Here is a 23,502-nt window from a genome sequence, read left to right on the forward strand (position 1 = left end):
TTGTGCAAAACATTGAACTTTCGCTGGAGCGCCACATATTAAGAGGTAAGATAGAGTGACAACAGTCACGAACCGGTTACCTGGAGAAGTTTATGAGTGAAGAACGGATTGAACGCTTAAGCATTCCCGTGTTGCCATTACGCGATGTCGTCGTGTATCCGCACATGGTTATCCCTTTATTTGTCGGGCGTGAAAAGTCTATTCGTTGTTTAGAAGCAGCGATGGAGCAAAATAAGCAAATATTTTTATCAGCACAAAAGGACGCGTCAGTGGACGAGCCTGAGCAAGCTGATATTCATACCATTGGTACAGTCGCAACCATCTTGCAGTTGTTGAAGTTACCGGATGGCACCGTGAAAGTGTTGGTGGAAGGCAGCCAGCGCGCTGAGATTGATCAGTTTGAAACCGAGTCGGAATTCTTTCGAGCGCAAGTTCATTATCTTGATTCTGAGGTGATGGACGAGAAAGAAGAGGAAGTTATGATTCGCTCAGCCATCAATCAATTTGAAGGCTATGTGAAGCTGAATAAAAAAATACCGCCTGAGGTATTAACGAGCTTGTCGGGTATAGAAGAAGCTGACCGCCTAGCCGATACCATGGCTGCGCATATGCCATTGAAGCTCAACGATAAGCAAAAAGTATTAGAAATTACCGACGTGCGTGAGCGACTCGAGTTTCTAATGGCGCTGATGGAAGGCGAAATTGATCTGCTCCAAGTAGAGAAGCGCATTCGTTCGCGTGTGAAGAAGCAGATGGAGAAGAGTCAGCGCGAGTATTATTTGAATGAGCAAATGAAAGCGATTCAAAAAGAATTGGGCGAAATGGAAGACGGCCCAGATGAGTTTGAAGCGCTACAGAAAAAAATTGAAGACGCCAGCATGCCGGAAGAGGCTGAAAAGAAAACGCAGGCTGAACTTCAGAAGTTAAAAATGATGTCGCCAATGTCGGCGGAAGCGACGGTTGTGCGCGGTTACATTGACTGGATGGTCTCAGTACCGTGGAAGAAGCGTTCGCGCATTAAAAAAGATTTAGCCAATGCAGAGAAAATTCTCGATGCAGACCACTATGGCTTAGAGAAAGTGAAAGAGCGCATTCTTGAATATCTAGCGGTGCAGCAGCGTACCAGTAAGGTTCGTGGAGCTATCTTATGCTTGGTAGGTCCTCCGGGTGTTGGTAAAACCTCGTTGGGACAATCGATTGCGAAGGCGACTGGTCGTAAATATATCCGTATGGCGTTGGGTGGTGTGCGTGATGAAGCCGAAATTCGTGGTCATCGTCGTACTTATATTGGTTCAATGCCAGGTAAGTTGATTCAGAAAATGGCGAAAGTTGGCGTGCGTAACCCGCTATTCTTGTTAGATGAAATCGATAAGATGGCCTCAGACATGCGCGGCGACCCAGCATCGGCTTTATTGGAAGTTTTGGATCCGGAGCAAAACGTCAACTTTAACGATCATTATCTTGAAGTGGATTACGATCTTTCAGATGTAATGTTCGTGGCAACCTCAAATAGCATGAACATACCGGGACCGTTGCTTGACCGAATGGAAGTGATTCGTTTGTCGGGTTATACCGAAGAAGAGAAGCTGAATATTGCGAAACGTCACTTGTTGCCGAAGCAAATTGATCGTAATGGCCTGAAGAACAAAGAGATCAAGGTAACCGATGATGCAATCATTGGCATTATTCGGTACTACACCCGCGAAGCCGGTGTGCGTAATTTAGAACGTGAAATCTCACGTCTATGTCGTAAAGCGGTGAAAAAGATTGTGCTGGATAAACGTATTAAGCACGTCGAAATCACGGGCGACAACCTTTCTGACTTCTTGGGAGTACAACGCTTTGACTATGGTAAAGCGGAAGAAACGAACCAAGTTGGTCAGGTAACAGGTCTTGCTTGGACCGAAGTCGGTGGCGACTTATTGACGATTGAAGCGACCAACGTTGCCGGTAAAGGGAAAATCACTTCAACTGGTTCACTCGGCGATGTGATGCAGGAATCCATTCAAACGGCACTTACCGTTGTGCGGAGTCGGGCGAATAAGCTTGGGATCCCTGAAGACTTCCACGAGAAACGTGATATTCACGTGCACGTGCCAGAGGGCGCTACGCCGAAGGATGGTCCAAGTGCCGGTATTGCGATGGTCACCGCGTTGGTGAGTTCATTAACCAATATTCCGGTGCGTGCTGATGTTGCAATGACCGGTGAAATTACCCTTCGTGGCGAAGTACTTGCCATTGGTGGTTTGAAAGAAAAACTACTGGCTGCACACCGGGGGGGTATCAAGCATGTGTTGATTCCGAAGGATAATGAACGCGATTTGAAAGAAATTAGCGATGCTGTGAAGGGTGATTTGAAGATTCAGCCGGTTCAATGGATAGATGAAGTGCTGGCAGTTGCGCTTGAATCTGCGCCGAAAACCGGTGAAAAATCGGCCTAAAAACGTAAAAATGCGGTCTGCAAGCCCATAACCTGCCTGTAGCCCGCATTCTTTCGTTAAAAAAATTGCTAAAAAGGGTTCTCAATCCGAAATCTTGTGGTAGCCTAGAGTCAAAGTGATTGGTCAGACACAAACAAACGATGTCTCTGGCATGCCACTTGAGTGATAGATTAATAAGGAAGATGTCTGCTAATCTGTCGCTATCGCTTGAACAGTTAGTTTAAGCTTGTTATAACCTTCGCTGGCCCATTGAAAAACAGAACGCAATGGAACCATGCAAATCTGATAATAACAATCTAAGGGGATGATACTGTGAATAAGTCTCAGTTAGTTGATAAAATTGCAGACGGAGCAGAAATTTCTAAAGCTGCGGCTGGACGTGCTCTAGATTCTTTCATTGAAGCAGTAACTGACGCTTTGAAGAAAGGTGATCAAGTAGCATTAGTTGGTTTTGGTACTTTCAGTGTTCGTGAGCGTTCAGCTCGCACTGGTCGTAACCCACAAACTGGCCAAACTATCCAAATCGCAGCTGCTAAAGTACCTTCTTTCAAAGCCGGTAAAGCACTGAAAGATTCAGTAAACTAATAAAAGCGGAGCGGTAGTTCAGCTGGTTAGAATACCGGCCTGTCACGCCGGGGGTCGCGGGTTCGAATCCCGTCCGTTCCGCCAGCAAATGCTGAAAATAACCCGAAGCTTGTCTTCGGGTTATTTTTTTTCTGCAATAGCAGATATAATACCCGCCCAACAACGGGAATAATTGAGGTTTAGTGAGATATGTTGGACAGGATTCGTGAAGGGTCGCAAAGCTTTATAGTGAAAGCGATTCTAGTATTGATTGCCCTTACTTTTGCGTTAGCTGGAATTGGTGGTTATATCACTAATCAGCCAGAGCCATCAGTAGCCGTGGTTAACGGTGAGGAAATTACTCGGGTTGAATTTGATCGAGCAGTTGAGAATGAACGCGCGCGTCAGCAAGAACAGTTTGGCGATTTTTACGCGACATTGGCAGCTGACCCAGGCTTCAATCAGCAATTACGTCAACAAGTATTAGATGATTTAATTAATCAAAAACTTGTTGAGCTCTACTCGCGTGATGCGGGTTTACGCGTATCTGATGAGCAGGTAAAAGCGGCGATTCGTGAAATTAGTGCATTCCAAGTTGCTGGTCAATTCGATAACACATCGTATCAAATGACCTTAAGCGGCCTTGGTTACACGCCAGACGGCTTTGCCGAATTGATGCGTCGCGATTTAGCGCGTACACAGTTATTGCAAGCGATGGTTGAATCAGAGTTTGCGTTACCAAGCGAAGCCGCAGCAGTGCAGCGCCTCGTGAATCAAAAACGCAGCGGTGCTTATGCAACGTTTGAACTTGATCAGTATATTGACGCAGTTGAAGTGACAGATGCTGAGCTTGAACAGTGGTACCAAGAGAATCAACAACGCTTTAATGTTGCGGAGCAGGTAAAAGTTGAGTTTGTTCAACTTGACGCAGATGTCGTCGCCGAGTCAGTTGAAATTGATGAGTCAGTGGTTCGCGAATGGTATGACAACAATCAGTCGCGTTATCAGACCGATGATCGTTATCGCTTTGCTCATATTTTAATTGAAGGTGAAGGTGAAGCGGCCGAGCAAGAAGCCCAAGAAGTGTTAACAAAACTCACAGAAGGTGCTGATTTTGCGGAGCTTGCGGCTGAATATTCAGACGATATCTTTACCGCTGAAACTGGTGGTGACTTGGACTTTATTGAGCCAGGTACAATGGATCCAGCGTTCGATGAAGCGGCATTTGCGCTAACAGAAGTCGGTGAAATTAGCGGTGTTGTTAGCACTTCATTTGGTTATCACATCATCAAGCTAACGGATATCGAGGAAGGCTCTTCAACATCATTTGAAGAAGTTCGCGATGAGATTGTGGCTGAAATGCGTCAAGACCAAGTGAAGCAAGCGTATTACGAGCTCCAACAGAAAGTATCAGCGTTGGCGTTTGATATCCCAGATACGTTGCAGCCGGTCGCTGAAGAAACCGCAGTAAGTGTTCGTCAAAGTGATTGGTTTAACCGCAACACAGCGCCATCGGCCTTAAATCATCCGGCGGTGCTCGAGCAAGTATTTAACCGTGATTTTATTGATGAAGGGTTAAATAGCGATCTGATTGAAGTGAATGATAAGCAAGCCGTCGTGGTACGTGTGGTAGATTATCAGCCGGCATCGGTTAAATCACTCGATGAAGTTCGTGCTCAAGTGCTTGATAACGTTCGTACTGAGAAAGCGCAAGCGGCAGCACGTGAAGATGCCGAAGCGTTGGCGGCGCAACTACGTAACGGCGAATCAGTGACTACCGAATTAACTGCATTAGACGCTGTTGACCGTCGTAATACTGAGGTTCCGCGCGCAGTGATTCGTAGCTTGTTTGAACAAGCTGTCCCAGCAGCCGATTCAGTGCAAGTTGCCGTAACAGAGTTAAGTAGCGGCGCAATTGCTGTGGTTCAACTCACGTCGGTAACAGCTGGCGAAGTGGATGAAACCATGCAGGCCCAGATGGCTGAGCAATTGACGAATAGTTTTACTCAGCAGAATTATGGCGCGTTTATTGAAGCGTTACGCAACGAGGCGGACATTGAAATTCGTCTTGACGCGCGTGGTAACGCGACTGAATAAGGTGTAATGACACCAGCAGAAAAAACCCGGACTAAGTCCGGGTTTTTTTACATCTCATGTTCTCTGCTTAATACCTAGTTCGGGTAGAGAGGCGATAGCTGTGGTATTTTCTGTCTATCAACTTTCCGATGTTTTTGTGCCGCCTTAAGAGCTCTTATTAAAGCTTTACCTTCCAGCCAGCTTGCGCCACTACTTGAGAACCGACAACGCTGTAAATGCTCAATCTGACTGGTTAGCGGTTGGTGGCTAAAATAATGTGCCAACTCAAACAGATCTTGCATCGGCAACTGATAAGTTTCTCGAGCCCATTGGCGAAGTGCCAAGTCTGTCGCTGTCGCATCATTTGTTAGCGCGACCTTTTGCACATGGCGCCATGAAGCGCTACTACCATCTTGCTCGCTATGACCTACAGCCTTTTTAGTCGCTGATGGGCGACGTAGCCACCACCAAGCCCAAATAATGAGCGTCAGCAGCCACAACAAAGCGAAGATGATTGCTAAATAATAATAAAGAGCTGGTTCCGCTGCGCTCGCTGCTGGTTCTGGTTGTTCGGCGCTTGAGGCTTGAGCTGGTTCAGTTGCCTTTGGTTCAGCCGTAGCTGGATTCGGCGTGGCAGGCTGTGAACTGGGGCTTATCTCTAAGGTAATTGGCTCTGATGCTGCGATTTGAGCTTGACCGAGACGCGTATTAAACCATTCAACCTGAACCGCAGGAATTTCAAATGCACCGGCTTGACGCGGAATCACCGCGACCGTTTGGGCCCGCTGTGCGATGACACGGCCGTTGCGTGTGGTACTCGCAAACTCTGGTGATTCAGGATATACCGAAGCGTTCTCGATATTCTCAAATGACAAGGCCGGTAATTGCTCGGTATTCACCCCAATTGCCGTGACCCGATAGGTTAGGGTAATCGGTTGACCGACTTCTACGGGTTGTTCTGGATTCGCTCGTTCGACACTCACACTCACTAGCTCAGAGGGAAGCCAATGGCCCTGCCAGTCAGCGGGACGAGGCAACACGGTAATGGACGTCGGCACGGCAACCGCGCTCACCGGTTGTGTAGTTGCTATTGCAGAAAAAACCGAACGATTGGTATCGCGGGTAATTTGACCTTCGAAAACAGGTCCTTCAAGCGTCAAATCGCCCGAGCGTTGTGGCGTGATTAGATAGGTACGTTGAAAGACTTGGTAGCGTTTGCCATTAATAATTTCGTACGACTCTTCGTCTTTGCCGAACTGAACAACTTCCGCTTCAGCGAGGTTTGGTGCAATGAGGTTGCCGCTGTGTAGGTTCGCACTCAAGTATAAACGCGACACCAGTTTGAATTGCTGCTGCACATATACACGTTTTGACTCTAACGATGTTCGAATAAATGCTGGTCGCTGCTCTAACTCGTCGACTGATGTTGCCGCATCAAGAATAGTGAGCTCTATGGCATTACTCTTTGCGGCACCAATTTGAATTGGCGGGATTCGGACAATTCCAGGAGTGGCTGGGGCTTGTAAATTAACTATGAAAGAGGTGGTGCGCGTGGTGACACCATTAATCACGCTTGTTCGGCGCGACGAGCGAACATTCAAAATGCGAAAATCTTTTAATTGCTGTTCTGCGTCCCATACCGATTCACTGACGTCATCATTAATGGTGACCGTGAGGGTAAAAGGCTCGCTTTGAATGATGGGATTCTTATCAACGCTTGCAATCACCTCGGCTTCTTGCGCAACACCGGCTGCACTAAAAATAATAGCCATTGTTAATAGAGCAAACTTTAAGACGTAATTTACCACGATTTCTGAACTCCTGGAGGCGGGCCTTGGCGGCGGCGTTGCTGTGCCTCGAACTGCATTTTATTACGTAATAATACAGCGGGATCATCCTCAATGCGATTCAGCCATTGCTGCATTTGCTGTTGTAATTCTTCTTCAGAGGAGTCACCCAACTGGCCTTGTAAGGGCTTTTGCTCCCCCTCTGGTTGAGCCTGATTTTGTTGTGCCTCAGCTTGTTCTTGCTCAGAGGATTTTTCAGCGTCTTGTTCCGACTGCTGCTGGCTTTGCTGATCCTGTTCGGTGTCGGACTGCTCCTGCTCGCCCTCTTGCTCAGCGTTCTGTTGCTCACCTGATTGTTGTGATTGGCCTTGCTGCTGAGATTGGTTTTGCTGACCTTGCTGGTTTTGGCTTTGTTGATTTTGCTGTTGCTGTTGTTGCTGTTCAGCTAACTGCTCAGCTAAATCGAGATTTTGTTGTGCGGCAGGCCAATCAGGACGACGCTCAAGCGCTGCGGCGTAGGCATTCTTTGCCTCATCATAACGCTCCATTTGCATGAGGCTATTGCCTTGGTTATAGAATCCTTCAGCACTATCTAATTGAGAAAAATCGACTAATGCTTGATCATAGTTGCCGGCGCGATAATTGGCCGTGCCACGTTGCCACGCATCATCGGTGATGGTGGCGGCGCGCTCGTAATTACCATTTTTCAATGCCTGATCAGCTTGCTGATAAGGCGTTTGCCACAATTTTTCATGCCATGCCAGAGGCTCTTGCTGAGCAGCCTGCAGCGGCGATGTCACCAACACAAGGAGCATAAACGGGGCTAAGCTGAGTAAGCGACCGCGACGAGCCAGTGGCAACAGTAACAATAAAATAAGAGGAATCAACCAAGGACCTTGGTCAGCCCATTGATCGCCCGCTTGCATATTGCTCTCGTCACCTTCACGAGCAATCGGGGCCTGCGACGTAAGATAAATGATATCTTGTTGATCTGCGCGAATTTGAATGAAGCGCCCGTTGCTGCGCTCTGCTAGGGCTGGTAGGCCATTGACCGCTAGCTTAGGAATCACCACATTGTCACTGCTATCACGCAACAAACGGCCATCAGGCAGTTCAATTGGTGCGCCAGCTTCAGTACCTACCGCCAAAATATTGAGGCGATGCGCCGTGCGGTTAATAAAATCGCTGATGTCGGTTTGATCACGGCTGTCGATGCCATCGGTTAACCAGTAAATATCACCGGTTGGGTAACCGGCTTCGCGTAACAATTGATCGGCAAGTTCCAGTGCGCGTACTGGATAACTCCCCGGCGTTGGCATGATATCGGGGCTTAGGGCACGAATTAGGTTAGTTAAGTTACCACCGTCGGCGGTCAACGGACTGATCGTAAAGGCATCACCGGCATAGGCGACTAGGCCGATATCACCATCAATATGCTGTGTAACTAAGTCGGTTGCTTTGAAACGCATTTGACTTAAGCGGTTGGGGGCTAAGTCGGTGCTGTAAACCGACAGTGACATGTCTAACACCACCACTGAGCCAGCTTTCAGGTGGTATACAGGCTGAGGTAGCTTTTGCCAGGTGGGGCCTGCCAACGCAACAGCGCCAATGCTTAACGCTCCCGCCAATAGCATCAATGAGAAGTGGGTGCTTTGTTGCCCTTGTTGCGGTAATAAGATAGTGCGCAAGTGGGCAGGTATTATTTGCGCCCAGCCTTGTTGCTGACGCGCATGCCGCCACGCCCACCATGTAACAATGAGTACGGGAACGAGTGTGAGTAACCACCACGGTCTCAAAAAATGGAAATCAGCCATGTTGCCTCCAAGAACCGCGAATTGTGTGGAGTAACATCAGCGCCAGTATGAACCAAGCTAACCCCAGCGGCCAGTGGTATAAGGCGGTTTGTGGTCGCCGCAGTTGATTATCACCTTGCACCGGCTCATAGGCATCAAGTTCGGTATAAATATTTTCAAGCTCTTCTGTACTGCGTGCGCGAAAGTACTCGCCACCGGTTTCATCGGCTAATTGACGTAACATGTTTTCGTCGAGGTCGCGGCTTGGGTTAACGCGTCGTTGCCCAAAAAAGCCATCAACAATAATTTCTTCTGCACCAACCCCGATGGTATAAATTTTAACACCATAATATTTCGCCAGCTCAAGTGCTTGCGCAGGTGACACATTACCAGCAGTATTTTGACCGTCGGTAACTAGAATTAATATTTTATTGGTTTGCGGCCGGTCGGCAAAGCGCTTAGCGGTAAGAGCAATAGCATCGCCAATGGCGGTGCGTTCACCGATTAGGCGCAATACGGTTTCATCCAACATCTTTTGTACCGTTGCGCGGTCAAAGGTCATTGGCGCTTGCACGTAGGCCGTGTCGGCAAACAAGATTAAGCCGAGACGATCACCTACACGCCGTTCGATAAAGTCATGCATGACATATTTGAGCATGGTCAAGCGGTCGACTTGCTCGCCATTGATCGTCATATCAGCGATTTCCATGCTGCCCGACAAATCAACCGCAATCATCATTTCACGGGCGTCATTTTGCGCTGGAATGGGTTCTCCCAGCCACTGTGGTCGCATGAAGGCAACAACAACAAGCGTCCATACTAATAGCCCTATCAGATTTAACCATGTGCGGCTGGTCGGTTGTATCGCTGTTGAAGCGACGGCTGGCAAGTGGGTTACCGTCAACGGTTGCGATTGTTGCGTAAAAGCCCGCCTGAACCAACGATAAATAAGAGGAATAGGCCAAATTAAGCCAACCCAAAGCCATGCGAAATCAATCATCGCCTTGCTCCTTGGGCTGCGTCTGTTGCTGCTTATTCAAAAGCGGTAACGCTCGTTTTAACCATACCTCCGCGAACTCCCGATAAGGCTCCAACCATGGTTGCTGCTCGGCAATGGGTTGGTAACTGACTTCGCATAATGCGCTAAGCAGTGGTTGATATCGACGTTGTTGGCGAGCACTAAGTTGGGCGCTTAGAAACTCCCACCACGATAATGTGCGTTCGTGCGGCAGGTACGCTAATGTCGCTTGCTTGAGCAATAAGGTGACGTCGCTCAATGTTTGCGGAGGGTGTTGGCGAAGCTGGCGCAGGGCGAGTCGCCGCGGACGACGTTTGCGATAGGCGCGAACACTCCAAACAATAGTACCAACTATGGTCACAAAAACGACTATGGCGACAATGTACCAGCCGATTGCCAGCGGCCACCAGGTTGCTGCTGGTGCTGCGACAATGTCATTTATTTCAATGGGCTGATCGAGCAACATCATAATAATTCTCCCGGCCATTGATTTTCGAGCGCGTCGGCTGTGGAGAACAAACGCAACGAACATCCCAGTTGCTGCCACTGCTTGAGGGTCGCATGGAGTCGTTGTTGCTGTGAATGTGCATAAGCATGACGTTGGTGCTTATTATTCGTATCGAAGACAACCTGTTGTTCACCATCCGTCATGGCTAACGGACTGTTCACATTAACTTTGGGTAACGCTAGCTCGAGTGGATCGGAGATGGTAAACGGTACCAACTGACAATGCCGTTGTAGGGCAAGACAATGTCGCCATAACGCAGGGTCGTCGCTCATCCAGTCGCTAATTAAATAAATGATACTGCCTGGGCGTGCAATCTGCTGCAGTCGCTCCAGTGCTTGTGCAAAAACATTCTGATGACGGTGCTGTTGCTGCCAACCGGACAGCGCGAGTTGTTGCTGTTCAACAAGATGATGAATCACTTGCATAACGCCATGATGCCGCGCTTGCGGCTTTATCTCGACATGCCCATATTGGCTCGTAATCACCGCGCCAATGCGATCACCGCGAGCTACCGCTAACCAAGCTAACGAGGCAGCTAGATGGCAAGCTTGTACTGATTTAAATAGCAACTGGCTTCCAAACTGCATGCTGTCACTTAAATCGACGACCACAAATACTGGTCGTTCACGTTCTTCACGAAATAGCTTGGTATGCGGCGTACCCGTGCGCGCTGTAACGCGCCAGTCAATTGCGCGAATATCATCACCAGCTTGATAATGACGAAATTCATCAAACTCCATGCCGCGGCCTTTAAACTTGCTGAGCAACGCGCCGGACGGCCCCGGCGGCGGGTGCAACCGGCGAAACCGTTGAAATGCGTTGACTTTGCTACGGTAGTACATCAGTTCGTGACTGCTCACATGAACACCGTCGCTACGCCATGTGTTCAGCCATTGCGTGATGAATTCTGGTGTTAATGGGGTACGACGTGCGCTCATTTAAGGTGCTGGAACTAATTGAATGATTTGCGCTAACACTTGGTCGGCGTCGATACCATCAGCTTCTGCTTGATAACTCAGAATAATCCGGTGACGCAAAACCTTGGCATAAACCGCATGAATATCATCTGGCGTGACAAAATCGCGCTGTTGCAACCAAGCGCGTGCGCGCGCACAGCGGTCAAGTGCAATCGTTGCACGAGGGCTGGCGCCGTAATTTAACCAGCGTGCTAAGTCGCTACTATAAAAACTAGGTTCACGAGTCGCGATGACGAGTTGAACGAGGTAGTTTTCAACCGCTTCGTCCATGTAGATACCCAGTACTTCTTTGCGGGCGTTGAAAATATCTTGTTGCTTTAACGGTTGCGGCATGTCGGCCTGACCTTGCAACTCTTCGCCACGGGTTAGACGCAAAATATCGCGCTCGGTATCGGCGTTCGGGTAATCCAAATTAAGATGCATCAGAAAACGGTCGAGCTGTGCTTCAGGTAGCGGATAAGTGCCTTCTTGCTCGAGCGGGTTCTGAGTGGCAAGCACCATAAACAGCGCCGGCAACGGATAGGTTTTTTGTCCAACTGTAATTTGGCGTTCAGCCATAGCTTCTAGTAACGCAGACTGAACTTTCGCTGGGGCTCGGTTAATTTCGTCAGCCAAAATAATGTTATGAAACAACGGCCCTTGCTGAAACACGAACTCCCCAGTTTCTGGGCGATAAATATCGGTACCGGTTAAATCTGCGGGTAATAGGTCTGGGGTAAATTGTACGCGGTGGAAGCTGCCTTCGACACCTTTAGCTAGCGCGTTAACGGCTCGTGTTTTGGCTAGTCCAGGAGGCCCCTCAACTAACAAGTGACCATCGGCTAGTAAGGCAACGAGTAAGCTTTCGGTGAAATCAGGTTGCCCCAAAACTTGACTGTCGAGGTAGTTGCGTAATGCTTGAAACTGTTCAGCTGCCATCAGATTCCTCTGCTTTGTGTATATTACTTCTATACTATCGCTATACTCTATGTTCGCACTTTACCGAAAACAACGGTTTAATTCTCGCCAAAGACCCGTTAAAATTTGTAACCATCTATGAGGTCAGACCAGATTAAGGAATGACCATAACAAAACAACAGAGGACAAATCTATGGCCGCACGTCAGAATCTGACCACTGCTTCAGGCGACCGCATTGCGATTGTCGCCGGCTTGCGTACCCCGTTTGCGAAGCAGGCGACCTATTTCCATGGCGTTCCTGCATTGGACATGGGCAAAATGGTGGTGCAAGAGCTACTTAATCGTTACAGCTTGGACCCAAATGAAGTAGAGCAGTTAGTGTATGGGCAAGTTGTGCAGATGCCGAAGGCTCCGAACATTGCTCGTGAAATCGTTTTGGGCACAAGTTTGCCGGTGTCTACTGACGCGTACAGTGTATCACGTGCTTGTGCGACGAGTTTTCAAACTACGGTCAACGTACTAGAAAGTATGTTGGTTGGAAATATCTCTGTGGGTATTGCTGGCGGCGCTGATTCGTCTTCAGTTTTGCCAATTGGTGTGTCACGAGCACTGGCACATGCACTGGTTGATTTGAATAAAGCAAAAACTCTAGGCCAACGCTTAAATATATTAAAGCGTTTGCGGTTTAAAGATTTAATGCCGGTACCGCCAGCCATTGCCGAATACAGCACAGGTTTGACGATGGGCGATACAGCTGAACAAATGGCAAAGACACACAATATTAGTCGTGCCGATCAAGATGCCTTGGCACACCGCTCACATAGCCTAGCGCATGAAGCATGGGAAGCCGGCAAGCTTGATAGCGAAGTGATGACGGCCTATGCAGAACCATACAAAGATTTCTTAAAACGCGACAATACAGTACGCAGTGACTCTAAGTTGGATGGTTATGCGAAGCTGCGTCCAGTGTTTGATCGTAAACACGGTACGGTGACAGCTGCCAATAGTACCGCGTTAACCGATGGCGCCAGTGCGGTTTTATTGATGACTGAAAGCAAAGCCAAAGCACTTGGCTATGAGGTTTTAGGTTACATTCGTAGTTATGCATTCAGTGCTATTGATGTGTGGGAAGACATGCTCATGGGGCCGTCTTATGCCACACCGATCGCACTGGATCGTGCGGGTATGAAGTTAAGTGATTTAACCCTCATTGAAATGCATGAAGCTTTCGCCGCGCAAACTCTGGCCAATATGAAAATGTTTGCCAGCAAGAAATTTGCTGAAGAGAAACTGGGCCGGAGTGAAGCAATCGGCGAAATCGATATGGATAAATTCAACGTGATGGGAGGCTCGTTAGCTTATGGCCACCCATTTGCAGCAACGGGAGCGCGGTTAATTACGCAAACCCTGAATGAATTGAAACGTCGCGGCGGCGGAGTCGGTTTAACCACGGCCTGTGCCGCTGGTGGATTAGGTGCAGCAATGATTGTGGAGACTGAATAATGAGCGAACAACAAGCCTTTACGCTAGAGTTACGCGATGATCAGGTAGCGGTCATCCACATTGATGTACCGGGCGAATCGATGAACACTTTAAAAGCATCGTTTGCCGAAGAAGTTGCCGGAGTGCTTAATCAATTGGAGCAACAGCGCGACCTGAAGGGCGTTGTGGTCATCAGTGATAAACCAGGTTCATTCGTCGCGGGCGCTGATATTAGCATGATTGACGCTTGTGAGAACGCAGCTGATACCGAGAGCCTTGCACGCCAAGGGCAGGCGATGTTCGACCGTATTGAAGCCTTGCAAGTACCAGTGGTAGCTGCCATTGATGGCGCCTGTTTGGGCGGCGGTTTGGAGTTGGCGCTCGCTTGTCATTACCGCGTAGCAACGGATAGCAATAAAACCATTATTGGTTTGCCAGAGGTTCAACTCGGTTTGTTACCTGGCTCAGGCGGAACGCAGCGTCTGCCGCGTTTAATCGGTATTCAAAAAGCATTACCTCTTATTTTAACGGGTAAGCAATTGCGCGCAAAGCAAGCGAAAAAGCTGGGTATTGTCGATGATGTGGTGCCACCAAGTATTCTATTAGATGCGGCGGTGAAGTTGGCATTATCAAGCAAAGCAAAAGTGAAGCGCGTACGTCATTCACTGTTAAATAAATTGCTTGAAGGAACCGGTGTTGGTCGTGGCATTATTTTCTCGAAAGCACGCGAGCAAGCCCAAGCGAAGGCCAAGGGTAATTATCCGGCATTGGATAAAATTATCGATACGATTGCGTATGGTTCTGATAAAGGTTTTCAGGCAGGACTTGAGTATGAAGCTCGTTCGTTCGGTGAATTAGCGATGACACCTGAGTCGAAGCAACTACGCAATATCTTTTTTGCGACCACAGCAATGAAGAAAGAAACCGGAGCTGGCGATACGAAACCTCGTCAGGTTGAGCGCGTTGGTGTACTTGGTGGTGGCTTGATGGGTGGCGGAATTGCCTACGTATCCGCTGCGAAAGCTGGGTTACCTGCACGCATCAAAGACATTTCAGAGCAAGGTATTGTGCACGCACTGAAATATAGCTACGACTTACTGAACAAGAAGGTTAAACGTAAGCATATGCCGCGCGCTGAGCTTGAAGCGACGATGTTACGTTTGAGTGGAAGCCTTGATTACAGTGGTTTTGACCGAGTTGATGTAGTGATTGAAGCGGTGTTTGAAGATCTCAACTTGAAGCAGCAAATGGTTGCCGATATTGAGGCTGTAGCGAGCGAAAACACGATTTTCGCAACAAATACTTCGAGCTTACCGATTACCAAAATTGCCGCGCAAGCGCAGCGTCCGGAAAATGTGATCGGATTACATTATTTCTCACCGGTTGATAAAATGCCATTGGCTGAAATTATCACCCATGCGGGGACTTCGGATGAAACCATTGCAACGACGGTGGCACTAGCGAAGAAGCAGGGCAAAACACCTATTGTCGTGAAAGATGGTGCGGGTTTCTATGTCAATCGTATTCTTGCGCCTTATATGAATGAATCGGCACGTTTGGTTCTTGAAGGCGAGCCAATTGAGGTTGTTGATAGCGCACTCGTTAAATTTGGCTTCCCAGTTGGCCCCATGAAGTTGATGGACGAAGTCGGTATTGATGTGGCTGCGAAGGTGGCGCCAATTATGGCTGATGAGTTGGGCGATCGATTCCGCGCGCCGGATGCGTTTGGTAAGTTATTGGATGACGAACGCAAAGGCAAAAAGAACAAAAAAGGCTTTTATGCCTATTCAGGTAAGAAACCAGGAAAGGCCGTTGATGAGTCTGTGTATACCTTGCTTGGCATCAGCCCGTCAGCGAAGTTAGGCGGCGAAGAAATTGCTCAACGCACTGTGTTGTTGATGCTAAACGAAGCGGCATACTGTCTTGATGAAGGCATTATTCGTAGTGCGCGAGATGGTGATATCGGTGCGATTTTCGGAATTGGCTTCCCACCGTTCCGTGGTGGTCCATTCCGTTATATGGATGCCATAGGCGTTGCTGAAATCGTACGTCGATTACAGAGCTATCAAAAGCAACATGGTGAGCGTTATACGCCAGCACCATTGTTGCTGAAAATGGCAGAAAATAACGAGCGCTTTTATTAAGCGCTCGATGCTTTAAGTTGTATCAGTTGTAAAAATTGGAGTTAAGATGTTTATTGCGCTGTGTTGTTTGTTGTCTGCGCTGACGTTATATATTCAAGCTTTAACCCATGCAATGGGTGCAAAACGTTGGGGCGTGTTGGGGCTGTTATTGGGGCCATTCGTCATGCCGATGTTTTTTACCCATAAACGGATGACGATGTTAAAAGCCCAAGGTCGGGCTAATGTATCGATGCTGGTACGCTGATATGTGCCAAAAACGCATCGCTGGTTAGCGGTTCCGCGAACAAGTAACCTTGCGCAAATTCGCAGCTTAAGCGGCTTAGTGTTGCCGCTTGAGCTGTATTAACCACCCCTTCGGCGACGACGTCTAGGCCCATGTTGTGCGCCATTGCGACAATTGACGCAACCATATTACGGTCGCGCTCAGCACCGTTAATATCATCCACAAACGCTTTATCTATTTTCAAGGTTTGAATCGGGAAACGCTTGAGGTAGGCAAGCGATGAATACCCTGTACCGAAATCATCCAAAGCTAAATGAATACCGCAATTGTGTAGTTCGGTCATAATCGCAATTGCACGCTCAGGATCTTCCATGACCACGCCCTCAGTTATTTCGAGCTCAAGGTGTTCAGGTGCCAGCTGTTCTTCTTTGAGGATGCTTATAATGCGCTTGGTTAAATCGGGCTGCACAAACTGCTTCGCCGATAAGTTCACGGCAACACGCCCCTGAACGGTGCCTTGCTTGACCCATTCACGCATATCACGACAAGTTTGGCGTAATACTTGCTCGCCCATTTCAATAATCAGGCCGGTTTCTTCAGCAAGTGGAATAAATTCATTTGGGCTGACTAAACCAATACCTGGAATATTCAGTCGAACCAATGCTTCCAAGCCAACAAATTCATAATTGCGCAGGGAAACTTTAGGCTGGTACATCACCTGAATATGGTTGTTGCGAAGCGCTTGGCGTAATTGGTTTTCAACCTGCAAACGTCGCACTGCGTTTTTATTCATCGATTCATTAAAGAACTGATAATTGTGACCGCCACGGTTTTTGGCATGATACATGGCCGTATCAGCGTTTTGCAGAAGCTCTTGTGACGAGGTGCCATCGTTGGGATAAACCACAATACCAATGGAACTCCCAATTACGATATCTTGTTGATTGACATGAAAGGCTTCGCCAACCTGTTTAAGTATCTTTGTCGCGACATCGGTGATTACACTGAGATCGCTGGTATCTTCAAGCATTAACACGAACTCATCACCACCGAGACGGAAAAAGGTATCTTGTGGTCGTCCTACTTCAGCAACACGTTCAGCAACTTGGAGCAATAGTTGGTCACCAACATCATGCCCGAGCGAATCATTAATTTTCTTAAAATCATCCAAGTCAAAAAGGAGTAGAGCGTGTTGAATGCGCTTACGCACTAAATTGGCATGGCTCACTTGGAAATAAGAACGGTTAGGCAGACCGGTGAGTGTATCGGTATTTGATAGGCGACGTAATTCGCGTTCTGTCGATTTCCGCTCAGTGATATCAGCAAATGTAGCCACGTAATGTGAAATTCGGTCGCTATCATCGCGAATCGCATCAAGTGTTAGTTCCATTTGGTACAAGCTACCGTCTTTTCGCAGATCTTCCACTTCACCGTGCCAGCTACCATGTTGTTTTAATAAGCGCTTAATTTGTTCAATATACTCAGGACTATAGAGCTGCAACTGCAACGGTCGTCCGAGCATATCATCGCGCGAATAGCCGGTTATTTTCGCCACTGATGCATTGGTTTCGATAATTTTAAAGCTGGCATTGTAAATACAAACACCATCGGAAATATTGGTAATAGAAGTCGCTAACATCTTCAACCGTTCTTCGGCAGCAACAAGTGGGGTAATGTCTTTCAAGGTTCCGGTCATGCGCAACGGCTGTTGCTTGTCATCGCGTTCGACAACTTTGCCCCGGTCAAGTACCGAAATCCATCCGTTGTCAGCTTTCACGCGGTAGGTCATTTCAAAATAATTGGTGGCGCCGTCTAAATGCTTTCGCAATTGTTGTTGTAGTTTGGGCAGATCAAGCGGATGAATGTTGCTTGGGCTACCGCGCTTACCAGAGCGGATATGATCTATTGGAAACTCATTTAGGTTGCGCCAACTGTTATGTCGATGAATGGTTCCTTCGGGAACATGCCAATCCCATAGTTGATCGCCGCTTCCCCAAAGACTCAACTTTAAACGCTCTTCGCTACTTCTGAGTTGTTTAATGGCAAGATGGCGCGCGCGCACAACAAAAAATACGGCTGCTAGAATGCCTAGCAAAATAAGTGCATATGCACTTATTGCCCATGGTGATAGCCAGCTTGGTGCTGCCACATCAAGTAAAATCTGACGGCGACCGCTCCAAACCACACCGTCGTAGGATGCTTCAACTTTAAAGGTATATTGCCCGTAACTTAAATTGGTATAGGTCGCGCGTCGATATTCGTTGTCTGTATAGACCCAATCTCTATCAAAGCCTTCAAGTTGGTACCGATAATAGAGTAATCGCGCATTTGGGGCATAGGGTGCACCAAATTCGATGCTGAATGGGTCTTGGATATCGGGAACGTAAAGTGTTTCAGTGTTGTATAGCTGTGGGCGGTTACGCTGATCGAGTTGTTGCGCACTAACCGGTTGATTGGCGAGCCGCAGGTTAATCAGCTCGACCTGCCAATCTTGGGCGTGTAACGGGAAAGACAACGAAAACACCGAGACAATAACAATTGTCAGTGTTCTGAGACCTAAACTGTAATAAAGCTGTTGCAGGCGTTGCACGCTTTTCCCCAAAAGTGACTGTTTTTTGTACAGCTCTTCTATTTGTTATGTTGCTCATCAAATTAAACAATTTAGCGAGAACTGTCAAAGTTCGCGGGGCTTGCGGACAGAAACATTTGTCCTGAAGTGTTGTTGAATAGTTGTTGCGTTACAAGTTTGAATTGTTCCAAACTGAGTGCTTCTATGCACAGTGCAATTCGAGATAGTCTTGAGAAATCATGATCTTGTTGGGTAATTGCGCTCCACAAGCGCTGGCTACGTGAGCGTAAACTTGTGTCTTTTTCAGTCAGCTGTTGCGTTAAGCTCTGTCGTGCTTTGTCGAACTCTTCCTCAGTAATATCCGCCAATATCGTCGGCATTTGCGCAAAGAAGTCAGATATAGCACTGGCAATATGGTCGTTATCGACGCGTGATGACTGCACATAAAATAGTAGGTGAGGGTATTGCTGCATCGGTAAGTACGTGGTGCCGACCAAATAGCCCAGCTGTTGTTCGGTACGAAGTTGAGCAAAAAAGCGCGGTTGTAGCATGTGGTTAAGCAACATAAATACACCTTGCTGTGCAACGCTATTTTCCATTGATTGGAGCACTGCTATGACGGCGTGATCAGGATGTTGAGTTGTAACCGAAACTTTGCTTGATAATGTCGCCAGTGCTGCCGGGGTCAAGTCGATCGGAGGTAATGGTTGTTCTAACGTTAGCCATTCGCTAAGCGCCTCTTCAACCGGCTTTAATTGGTACTCTTTAATATCACCATGCGCAAACAGTTGCACTTGGGCTTGAGCAAATAAGTGCGGACTGGTTTCGCAAAAGCTATCGAACTCAAACTGTTCAAGTTCGCCAGCTAAATCGATGACCGAATATGTATGCGGCTGTAACTGAACATTCAAATGCGAAAATAGAAAATTTAGTGGCTTATGCAACAATGCCTGGCGCCAGTTCGTCATCAACCTTTGCCGTAAGTCCAACCAGCGTTGCTGACAAAAGGTTGGTGCGCGCATAGCTTCGATTAACGTGCTACTCAACTGTGGTACATAATGCGCAGGCCCAGTGACATGCAATGTCATGCCTTGTTGTTGTGGGTACAGGTTGAAATGCAATCCAGCAATTTCAGCGTCGTAGCACTGCTCATTTAAAATATCGAGCATCATTTCACACCATAGCCGTGCTTGGGCGAAATTGGCTGAGGTTGCGACGACATTGGGAAGCTGAAAACCAAGGTATAAATGAGCTTTGGGCTGCCGAAAATCAATGTCATGTAAATGCCAGCTTGTTAGCGCTGGTGCGGTCTGTTTGACGCGGGGTAAACCGGTTGGTTCACCTGCCGCAATTGACTGCAATTGCCAAGGTTCGCTTAAGTACGGATTCGGTTTGGGAAGCGCAACATCGATCGCTTTCGCGTTATTAAATTTCGTAATTTGCTCTGTCGAAAACGGACGCACTGTGTAGTGACTGCCGTATATTGGTTCGACCTGATCGGTCGGTAAATCTTTATGGATGACGGTAACGCGCATGTTATCGACGCGCATGCAGTCCAAAAACTGAAGTGCTTTTGGCTGAAATAATCCATCCATTCGATAATCGCCAAAAATTATATCTTCAGCTAAGTAATGTTGTAGATTTATCGCTAATTGCGGCGCTAGATCACTTGCCCGTGGTTGTTCTTGAAAATTAAATGCATTCATGACACTGACGCGACGTTCGTCGTAACGCCATGCATTTAAACCCTGTTGTCGAATCAGCTGAATGTAACTGAACAAAGCGGCAATAATATCGTCACGATGCGCCATGCCTTGTTCGGTCAACTGCATATTAATATTGAAATCTTTAAAGTTGCTTCCACTAATGCCGCCACCAGCTGCAAGCGTATTAATCCAATGTTTATCCCGCAAATAGCCAAACAGGCTGCCGGGACCTTCATAACCTAAAAGATGTGCAATATAACTGGTGGTTTTGTTGGCGTAATCGTCATTAATCCCCGGCAGTGCGAAGGTAACGATAAGTCGCCGTGCATCTTTTAATGGATTAACGTGCAACTCAACGCCTAGCTGCTCGGCAAGGTAAAGTGGTTCGTCGATATCCCAAATATCCGCACAACCGCTTTTTACCGCTTGTGCGTGCGAACTGGCGAGTTCTGTCAATTCATCAAGAGATTGAGGCCCCAACAACACGAGCGTCATGCGTCGAGCGCAATACCAACGTTGGAAAAAGTCACGAAGCTGTTGCTGCAGTGAGTTATTTGGCTGATTTTTTAAGGTGCTGAGATTACCAACCGAAAATTTGCTGAACGGATGCTTCGGGTTCGATGTTGCCTTGTGCACCTGGTAGAGACGCCGAAGTTCATCTTGTCGCTTGAGTTGAAATTCCGATTCAATCGATTGAAGCTCTTTTTCTATCCATTGTTCGGAAAACAATGGCTGATGGAAAAATCGCATAAACCTATCAAGTGCTTGGTCGAGATAACTGGCATCTACGGTAAAATAATAATTACTAAATTCAGTGCCAGTCCATGCGTTGTGATTACCACCGTGAGCACTAATAAAGCTTTGGTAACTATTGGCGTCTGGATATTTTTCGGTGCCCAAAAATAGCATGTGCTCTAAGAAGTGAGCTAAACCTTGAGCGTGGTGAGGGTCGTGGAAATGACCTGCTGCGACAGCCAGCGCTGCACTTGCTTGACGTGCCTGTGCTTCATGCACCAGTACACAGCGCATACCATTGTCGAGTTCAACGATGCGATAGTGACGTTGATCGGTCGGGCTTTTGGTAATCTCTTGATCATCAAGTATTACCCGAGCCGACATGTTGACTCCTGAGTTTTCAGTCGTCATCGTGCTCCCTAAACCTGAGTCGTCCGCAGAGGCCGAATATCGGCACGCCAGCGATTATTCGCTGGCGCGCTGTGCGCGGGGCTATTGTTCCAGCGGTGTATCGAAGTTTTCTGGTCGGTCAAAGGTGCCGTCGTAGGCGATCAATTGATTATTTTCAAAGGTCAACGTGACTTTGTGTTGGTAATCTTCGCTGCGACTGCGACCAGAGTTTAATTTAAATACGTAATACCAAACATCTTGATCAAAAACATTTTCAGCGACTGGCTCACCAATCACATAAGCAACTTGTTCTTTCGACATACCGACGCGCAATTGGTCAACGTCGCGTTGCTCAAGATAGTTCCCTTGCGGAATATCGATCCGGTACACCCAACTGTCAAAAACGGAACATCCGCTAAGAATTAATACACTACCTGCAATTACGAGAGCTTTCATAACACCTGCTGTTAATTTGTGATTCTGTTGGTGATGATAAACAATGCACCTAACCGACCGCAAGTAATTCAGCAGCATTTGCTTTGGTTGCTGCAGTAATTTCGTCGCCACCAAGAAGCCGAGCAAGTTCAATTACGCGGGCATCTGGGTCGAGTCGAACCATTGTGGTTTCGGTACTTGCACCATCTGTGACTTTATCGACAAGAAGTTGCTGATGAGCTTTTGCAGCAACTTGCGGTAAGTGTGTGACACAAATAACCTGATTTGATTCCCCAAGTTGTCGTAATAATTTTCCAACCGTTGCAGCAGTAGCACCGCTCACGCCGACATCAACCTCATCAAACATTAAGGTTGGCGTCGTTAATTGACTTGCCGTGATGACTTGAATCGCCAAACTAATACGCGATAACTCACCACCCGATGCGATTTTTGCGAGCGCCTGCAATGGTTGGCCTGGATTGGTTGTCACGGTAAAGCACACTTCGTCGGTACCCAAGCGTGTCGCTGGTGCTTGCGCTTGGTGATTGACTTCGATGACAAAGCGCCCATGCGGCATGTTTAATTGGTGCATGCTCTTAGCGATTCGTTCACTGAGTTCCTGCGCTGCTTGCACTCGACTCGCGGACAACTTGGCGGCCATGCTGCGATACGAGTGCGCTGCTTGCTCCACACGCTCATCAATGTCTGCTGATTCAGCTTGACTGGTTTCAAGTTGCTGTAACTCTTGCAACAACTCTTGATGATGTTGATAAAGTTGTGTTGGTTCTAGTTGATGCTTACGTGCCAACTGAATCGCTTGTGTGACGCGTCGTTCGGCAAGAACTAATTGTTCGTCATCAAGTTCAATATTGTCTTGGTAATGACGCAACTCACGCGCAGCTTCTTCGACTTGAACACTTGCCTCACTTAACATACGCACGGTTTCTGCCAAATTTGGATCGGTATCGAGTTGTTGTTCCAGCCGCGTTAAAGCACTTTGTAACAGGCTATATGCGTTGTTGTGCTCTCCTTCATATATGGCATTCAACGCAAAAGCGGAATCTTCGACTAATGCTGCGCTATTAGCTAAGCGCTTGTGCTGTTGTTCAAGCTCTTCAAATTCGCCCTCGGCAAGCGCAAAATCGTTCAATTCCGACACTTGATAACTCAGTAACTGCAAGCGCGATTCCATATCTGCTTGTTGTTGATGCAGTTGCTTCTGCTGCTTACGCAGGCTGTACCAATGTTGAAAAGCAGTTTGAACGTCGTCGAGCAGTGCTTGATGGCGCGCATAGGCATCCAACAAAGAGAGTTGGTGTTCGGGACGTGTCAACAATTGATGCTCATGCTGTCCGTGAATATTTACCAGTAACGGCGCTAATTGCTTGAGTTGCGATGCGGTGACAGGATAGCCATTTATCCAGGCTTTGGAGCGTCCTTCGCGGGTTACAATACGGCGCAGTACACAGGTATGAGGCTCGTCATCTTGCAACTCTTGCTCATGCAACCAGAGTAACGCAGGGCTCTGCTGGTCGGCGAGATGAAACGTCGCACTGACTTCAGCTTTATCGGCATCAGCACGAATCAGATCAACATCGGCGCGATCGCCTAAACATAAGCCTAAAGCATCCAGTGCAATAGATTTACCGGCACCTGTTTCACCGGTAATTGCTGTCATACCGGCGTTAAAGTCAATATCAAGTTGGCGTACAACCGCAAGGTTGCGTATTTGCATATGAAGCAGCATAGGTCACCT

16 protein-coding genes and 1 tRNA gene are annotated in these 23,502 nt (G+C 47.7%); 7 read left to right on the forward strand and 10 right to left on the reverse strand.

Annotated features, from left to right (window positions below):
* The first annotated feature begins 92 nt into the window (after positions 1-92).
* The 4 genes from lon (at position 93) to ppiD (ending at position 5,102) form a co-directional block, all read left to right on the forward strand.
* Positions 93-2,441 carry an endopeptidase La gene (lon, locus tag CWI82_RS03765; protein ID WP_130202719.1) on the forward strand — a complete coding sequence of 783 codons (2,349 nt, stop codon included), beginning with the start codon at positions 93-95 and terminating at the stop codon, positions 2,439-2,441.
* A 312-nt stretch (positions 2,442-2,753) separates the two neighbouring features.
* The gene (gene hupB / locus CWI82_RS03770) at positions 2,754-3,026 is read left to right on the forward strand and encodes a nucleoid-associated protein HU-beta (RefSeq protein ID WP_055438316.1); all 273 of its coding nucleotides are present in this window, start codon (positions 2,754-2,756) and stop codon (positions 3,024-3,026) included.
* 7 nt (positions 3,027-3,033) lie between these two features.
* A tRNA-Asp gene (locus CWI82_RS03775) sits at positions 3,034-3,110 on the forward strand.
* A gap of 105 nt (positions 3,111-3,215) precedes the next feature.
* Positions 3,216-5,102 carry a peptidylprolyl isomerase gene (gene ppiD / locus CWI82_RS03780; RefSeq protein ID WP_130202720.1) on the forward strand — a complete coding sequence of 629 codons (1,887 nt, stop codon included), beginning with the start codon at positions 3,216-3,218 and terminating at the stop codon, positions 5,100-5,102.
* 74 nt (positions 5,103-5,176) lie between these two features.
* On the opposite strand, the gene CWI82_RS03785 is transcribed toward ppiD, so the two are convergent.
* Genes CWI82_RS03785 through CWI82_RS03810 form a run of 6 tightly spaced genes read right to left on the reverse strand, consistent with a single transcriptional unit; the run spans position 5,177 to position 12,082 of the window.
* Positions 5,177-6,889, reverse strand: coding sequence for a BatD family protein (locus CWI82_RS03785; RefSeq protein ID WP_130202721.1), 1,713 nt, complete (start codon positions 6,887-6,889; stop codon positions 5,177-5,179).
* Positions 6,883-8,682, reverse strand: coding sequence for a VWA domain-containing protein (locus CWI82_RS03790; RefSeq protein WP_130202722.1), 1,800 nt, complete (start codon positions 8,680-8,682; stop codon positions 6,883-6,885). The genes CWI82_RS03785 and CWI82_RS03790 overlap by 7 nt, the downstream gene beginning before the upstream one ends.
* Positions 8,675-9,661, reverse strand: a complete 987-nt coding sequence (locus CWI82_RS03795) for a vWA domain-containing protein (protein WP_092855798.1) — start codon at positions 9,659-9,661, stop codon at positions 8,675-8,677. Before CWI82_RS03795 ends, CWI82_RS03790 begins: the two co-directional genes overlap by 8 nt.
* On the reverse strand, positions 9,654-10,148 hold the full coding sequence (locus CWI82_RS03800; RefSeq protein ID WP_165383873.1) for a DUF4381 domain-containing protein: 495 nt from the start codon (positions 10,146-10,148) through the stop codon (positions 9,654-9,656). Before CWI82_RS03800 ends, CWI82_RS03795 begins: the two co-directional genes overlap by 8 nt.
* Entirely contained in the window at positions 10,145-11,125 is a 981-nt protein-coding gene (locus CWI82_RS03805) for a DUF58 domain-containing protein (RefSeq protein WP_092855790.1), read from the reverse strand. The genes CWI82_RS03800 and CWI82_RS03805 overlap by 4 nt, the downstream gene beginning before the upstream one ends.
* Positions 11,126-12,082: an AAA family ATPase gene (locus tag CWI82_RS03810; protein ID WP_092855787.1), complete on the reverse strand. Its 957-nt coding sequence runs from the start codon at positions 12,080-12,082 to the stop codon at positions 11,126-11,128.
* Between the two features lie 172 nt (positions 12,083-12,254).
* On the opposite strand from CWI82_RS03810, the gene fadI reads away from it, so the two are divergent.
* The 3 genes from fadI to CWI82_RS03825 are packed head-to-tail and all read left to right on the forward strand — an operon-like array spanning position 12,255 to position 15,932.
* On the forward strand, positions 12,255-13,565 hold the full coding sequence (gene fadI, locus CWI82_RS03815; RefSeq protein ID WP_092855785.1) for an acetyl-CoA C-acyltransferase FadI: 1,311 nt from the start codon (positions 12,255-12,257) through the stop codon (positions 13,563-13,565).
* Positions 13,565-15,688 carry a fatty acid oxidation complex subunit alpha FadJ gene (fadJ, locus tag CWI82_RS03820; protein ID WP_130202724.1) on the forward strand — a complete coding sequence of 708 codons (2,124 nt, stop codon included), beginning with the start codon at positions 13,565-13,567 and terminating at the stop codon, positions 15,686-15,688. The genes fadI and fadJ overlap by 1 nt, the downstream gene beginning before the upstream one ends.
* Positions 15,689-15,734: 46 nt before the next feature.
* Positions 15,735-15,932, forward strand: a complete 198-nt coding sequence (locus CWI82_RS03825) for a hypothetical protein (protein WP_130202725.1) — start codon at positions 15,735-15,737, stop codon at positions 15,930-15,932.
* Here the strand turns inward: CWI82_RS03825 and CWI82_RS03830 are convergent.
* The 4 genes from CWI82_RS03830 to recN all read right to left on the reverse strand — a co-directional run bounded on the left by CWI82_RS03830 (position 15,907) and on the right by recN (position 23,493).
* Positions 15,907-18,501 carry an EAL domain-containing protein gene (locus tag CWI82_RS03830; protein WP_130202726.1) on the reverse strand — a complete coding sequence of 865 codons (2,595 nt, stop codon included), beginning with the start codon at positions 18,499-18,501 and terminating at the stop codon, positions 15,907-15,909. The two genes, CWI82_RS03825 and CWI82_RS03830, sit on opposite strands and share 26 nt — an antisense overlap.
* A gap of 71 nt (positions 18,502-18,572) precedes the next feature.
* Positions 18,573-21,332 (reverse strand): insulinase family protein, encoded by a 2,760-nt coding sequence (locus CWI82_RS03835; RefSeq protein WP_130202727.1) that lies wholly within the window; start codon positions 21,330-21,332, stop codon positions 18,573-18,575.
* 81 nt (positions 21,333-21,413) lie between these two features.
* Positions 21,414-21,767 (reverse strand): outer membrane protein assembly factor BamE, encoded by a 354-nt coding sequence (locus CWI82_RS03840; RefSeq protein ID WP_092855777.1) that lies wholly within the window; start codon positions 21,765-21,767, stop codon positions 21,414-21,416.
* Positions 21,768-21,816: 49 nt separating this feature from the next.
* Positions 21,817-23,493, reverse strand: coding sequence for a DNA repair protein RecN (recN, locus tag CWI82_RS03845; protein ID WP_130202728.1), 1,677 nt, complete (start codon positions 23,491-23,493; stop codon positions 21,817-21,819).
* Positions 23,494-23,502: the final 9 nt, after the last annotated feature.

The sequence above is a fragment of the Pseudidiomarina tainanensis genome (genome assembly GCF_004214835.1).
Lineage (GTDB): Bacteria > Pseudomonadota > Gammaproteobacteria > Enterobacterales > Alteromonadaceae > Pseudidiomarina > Pseudidiomarina tainanensis.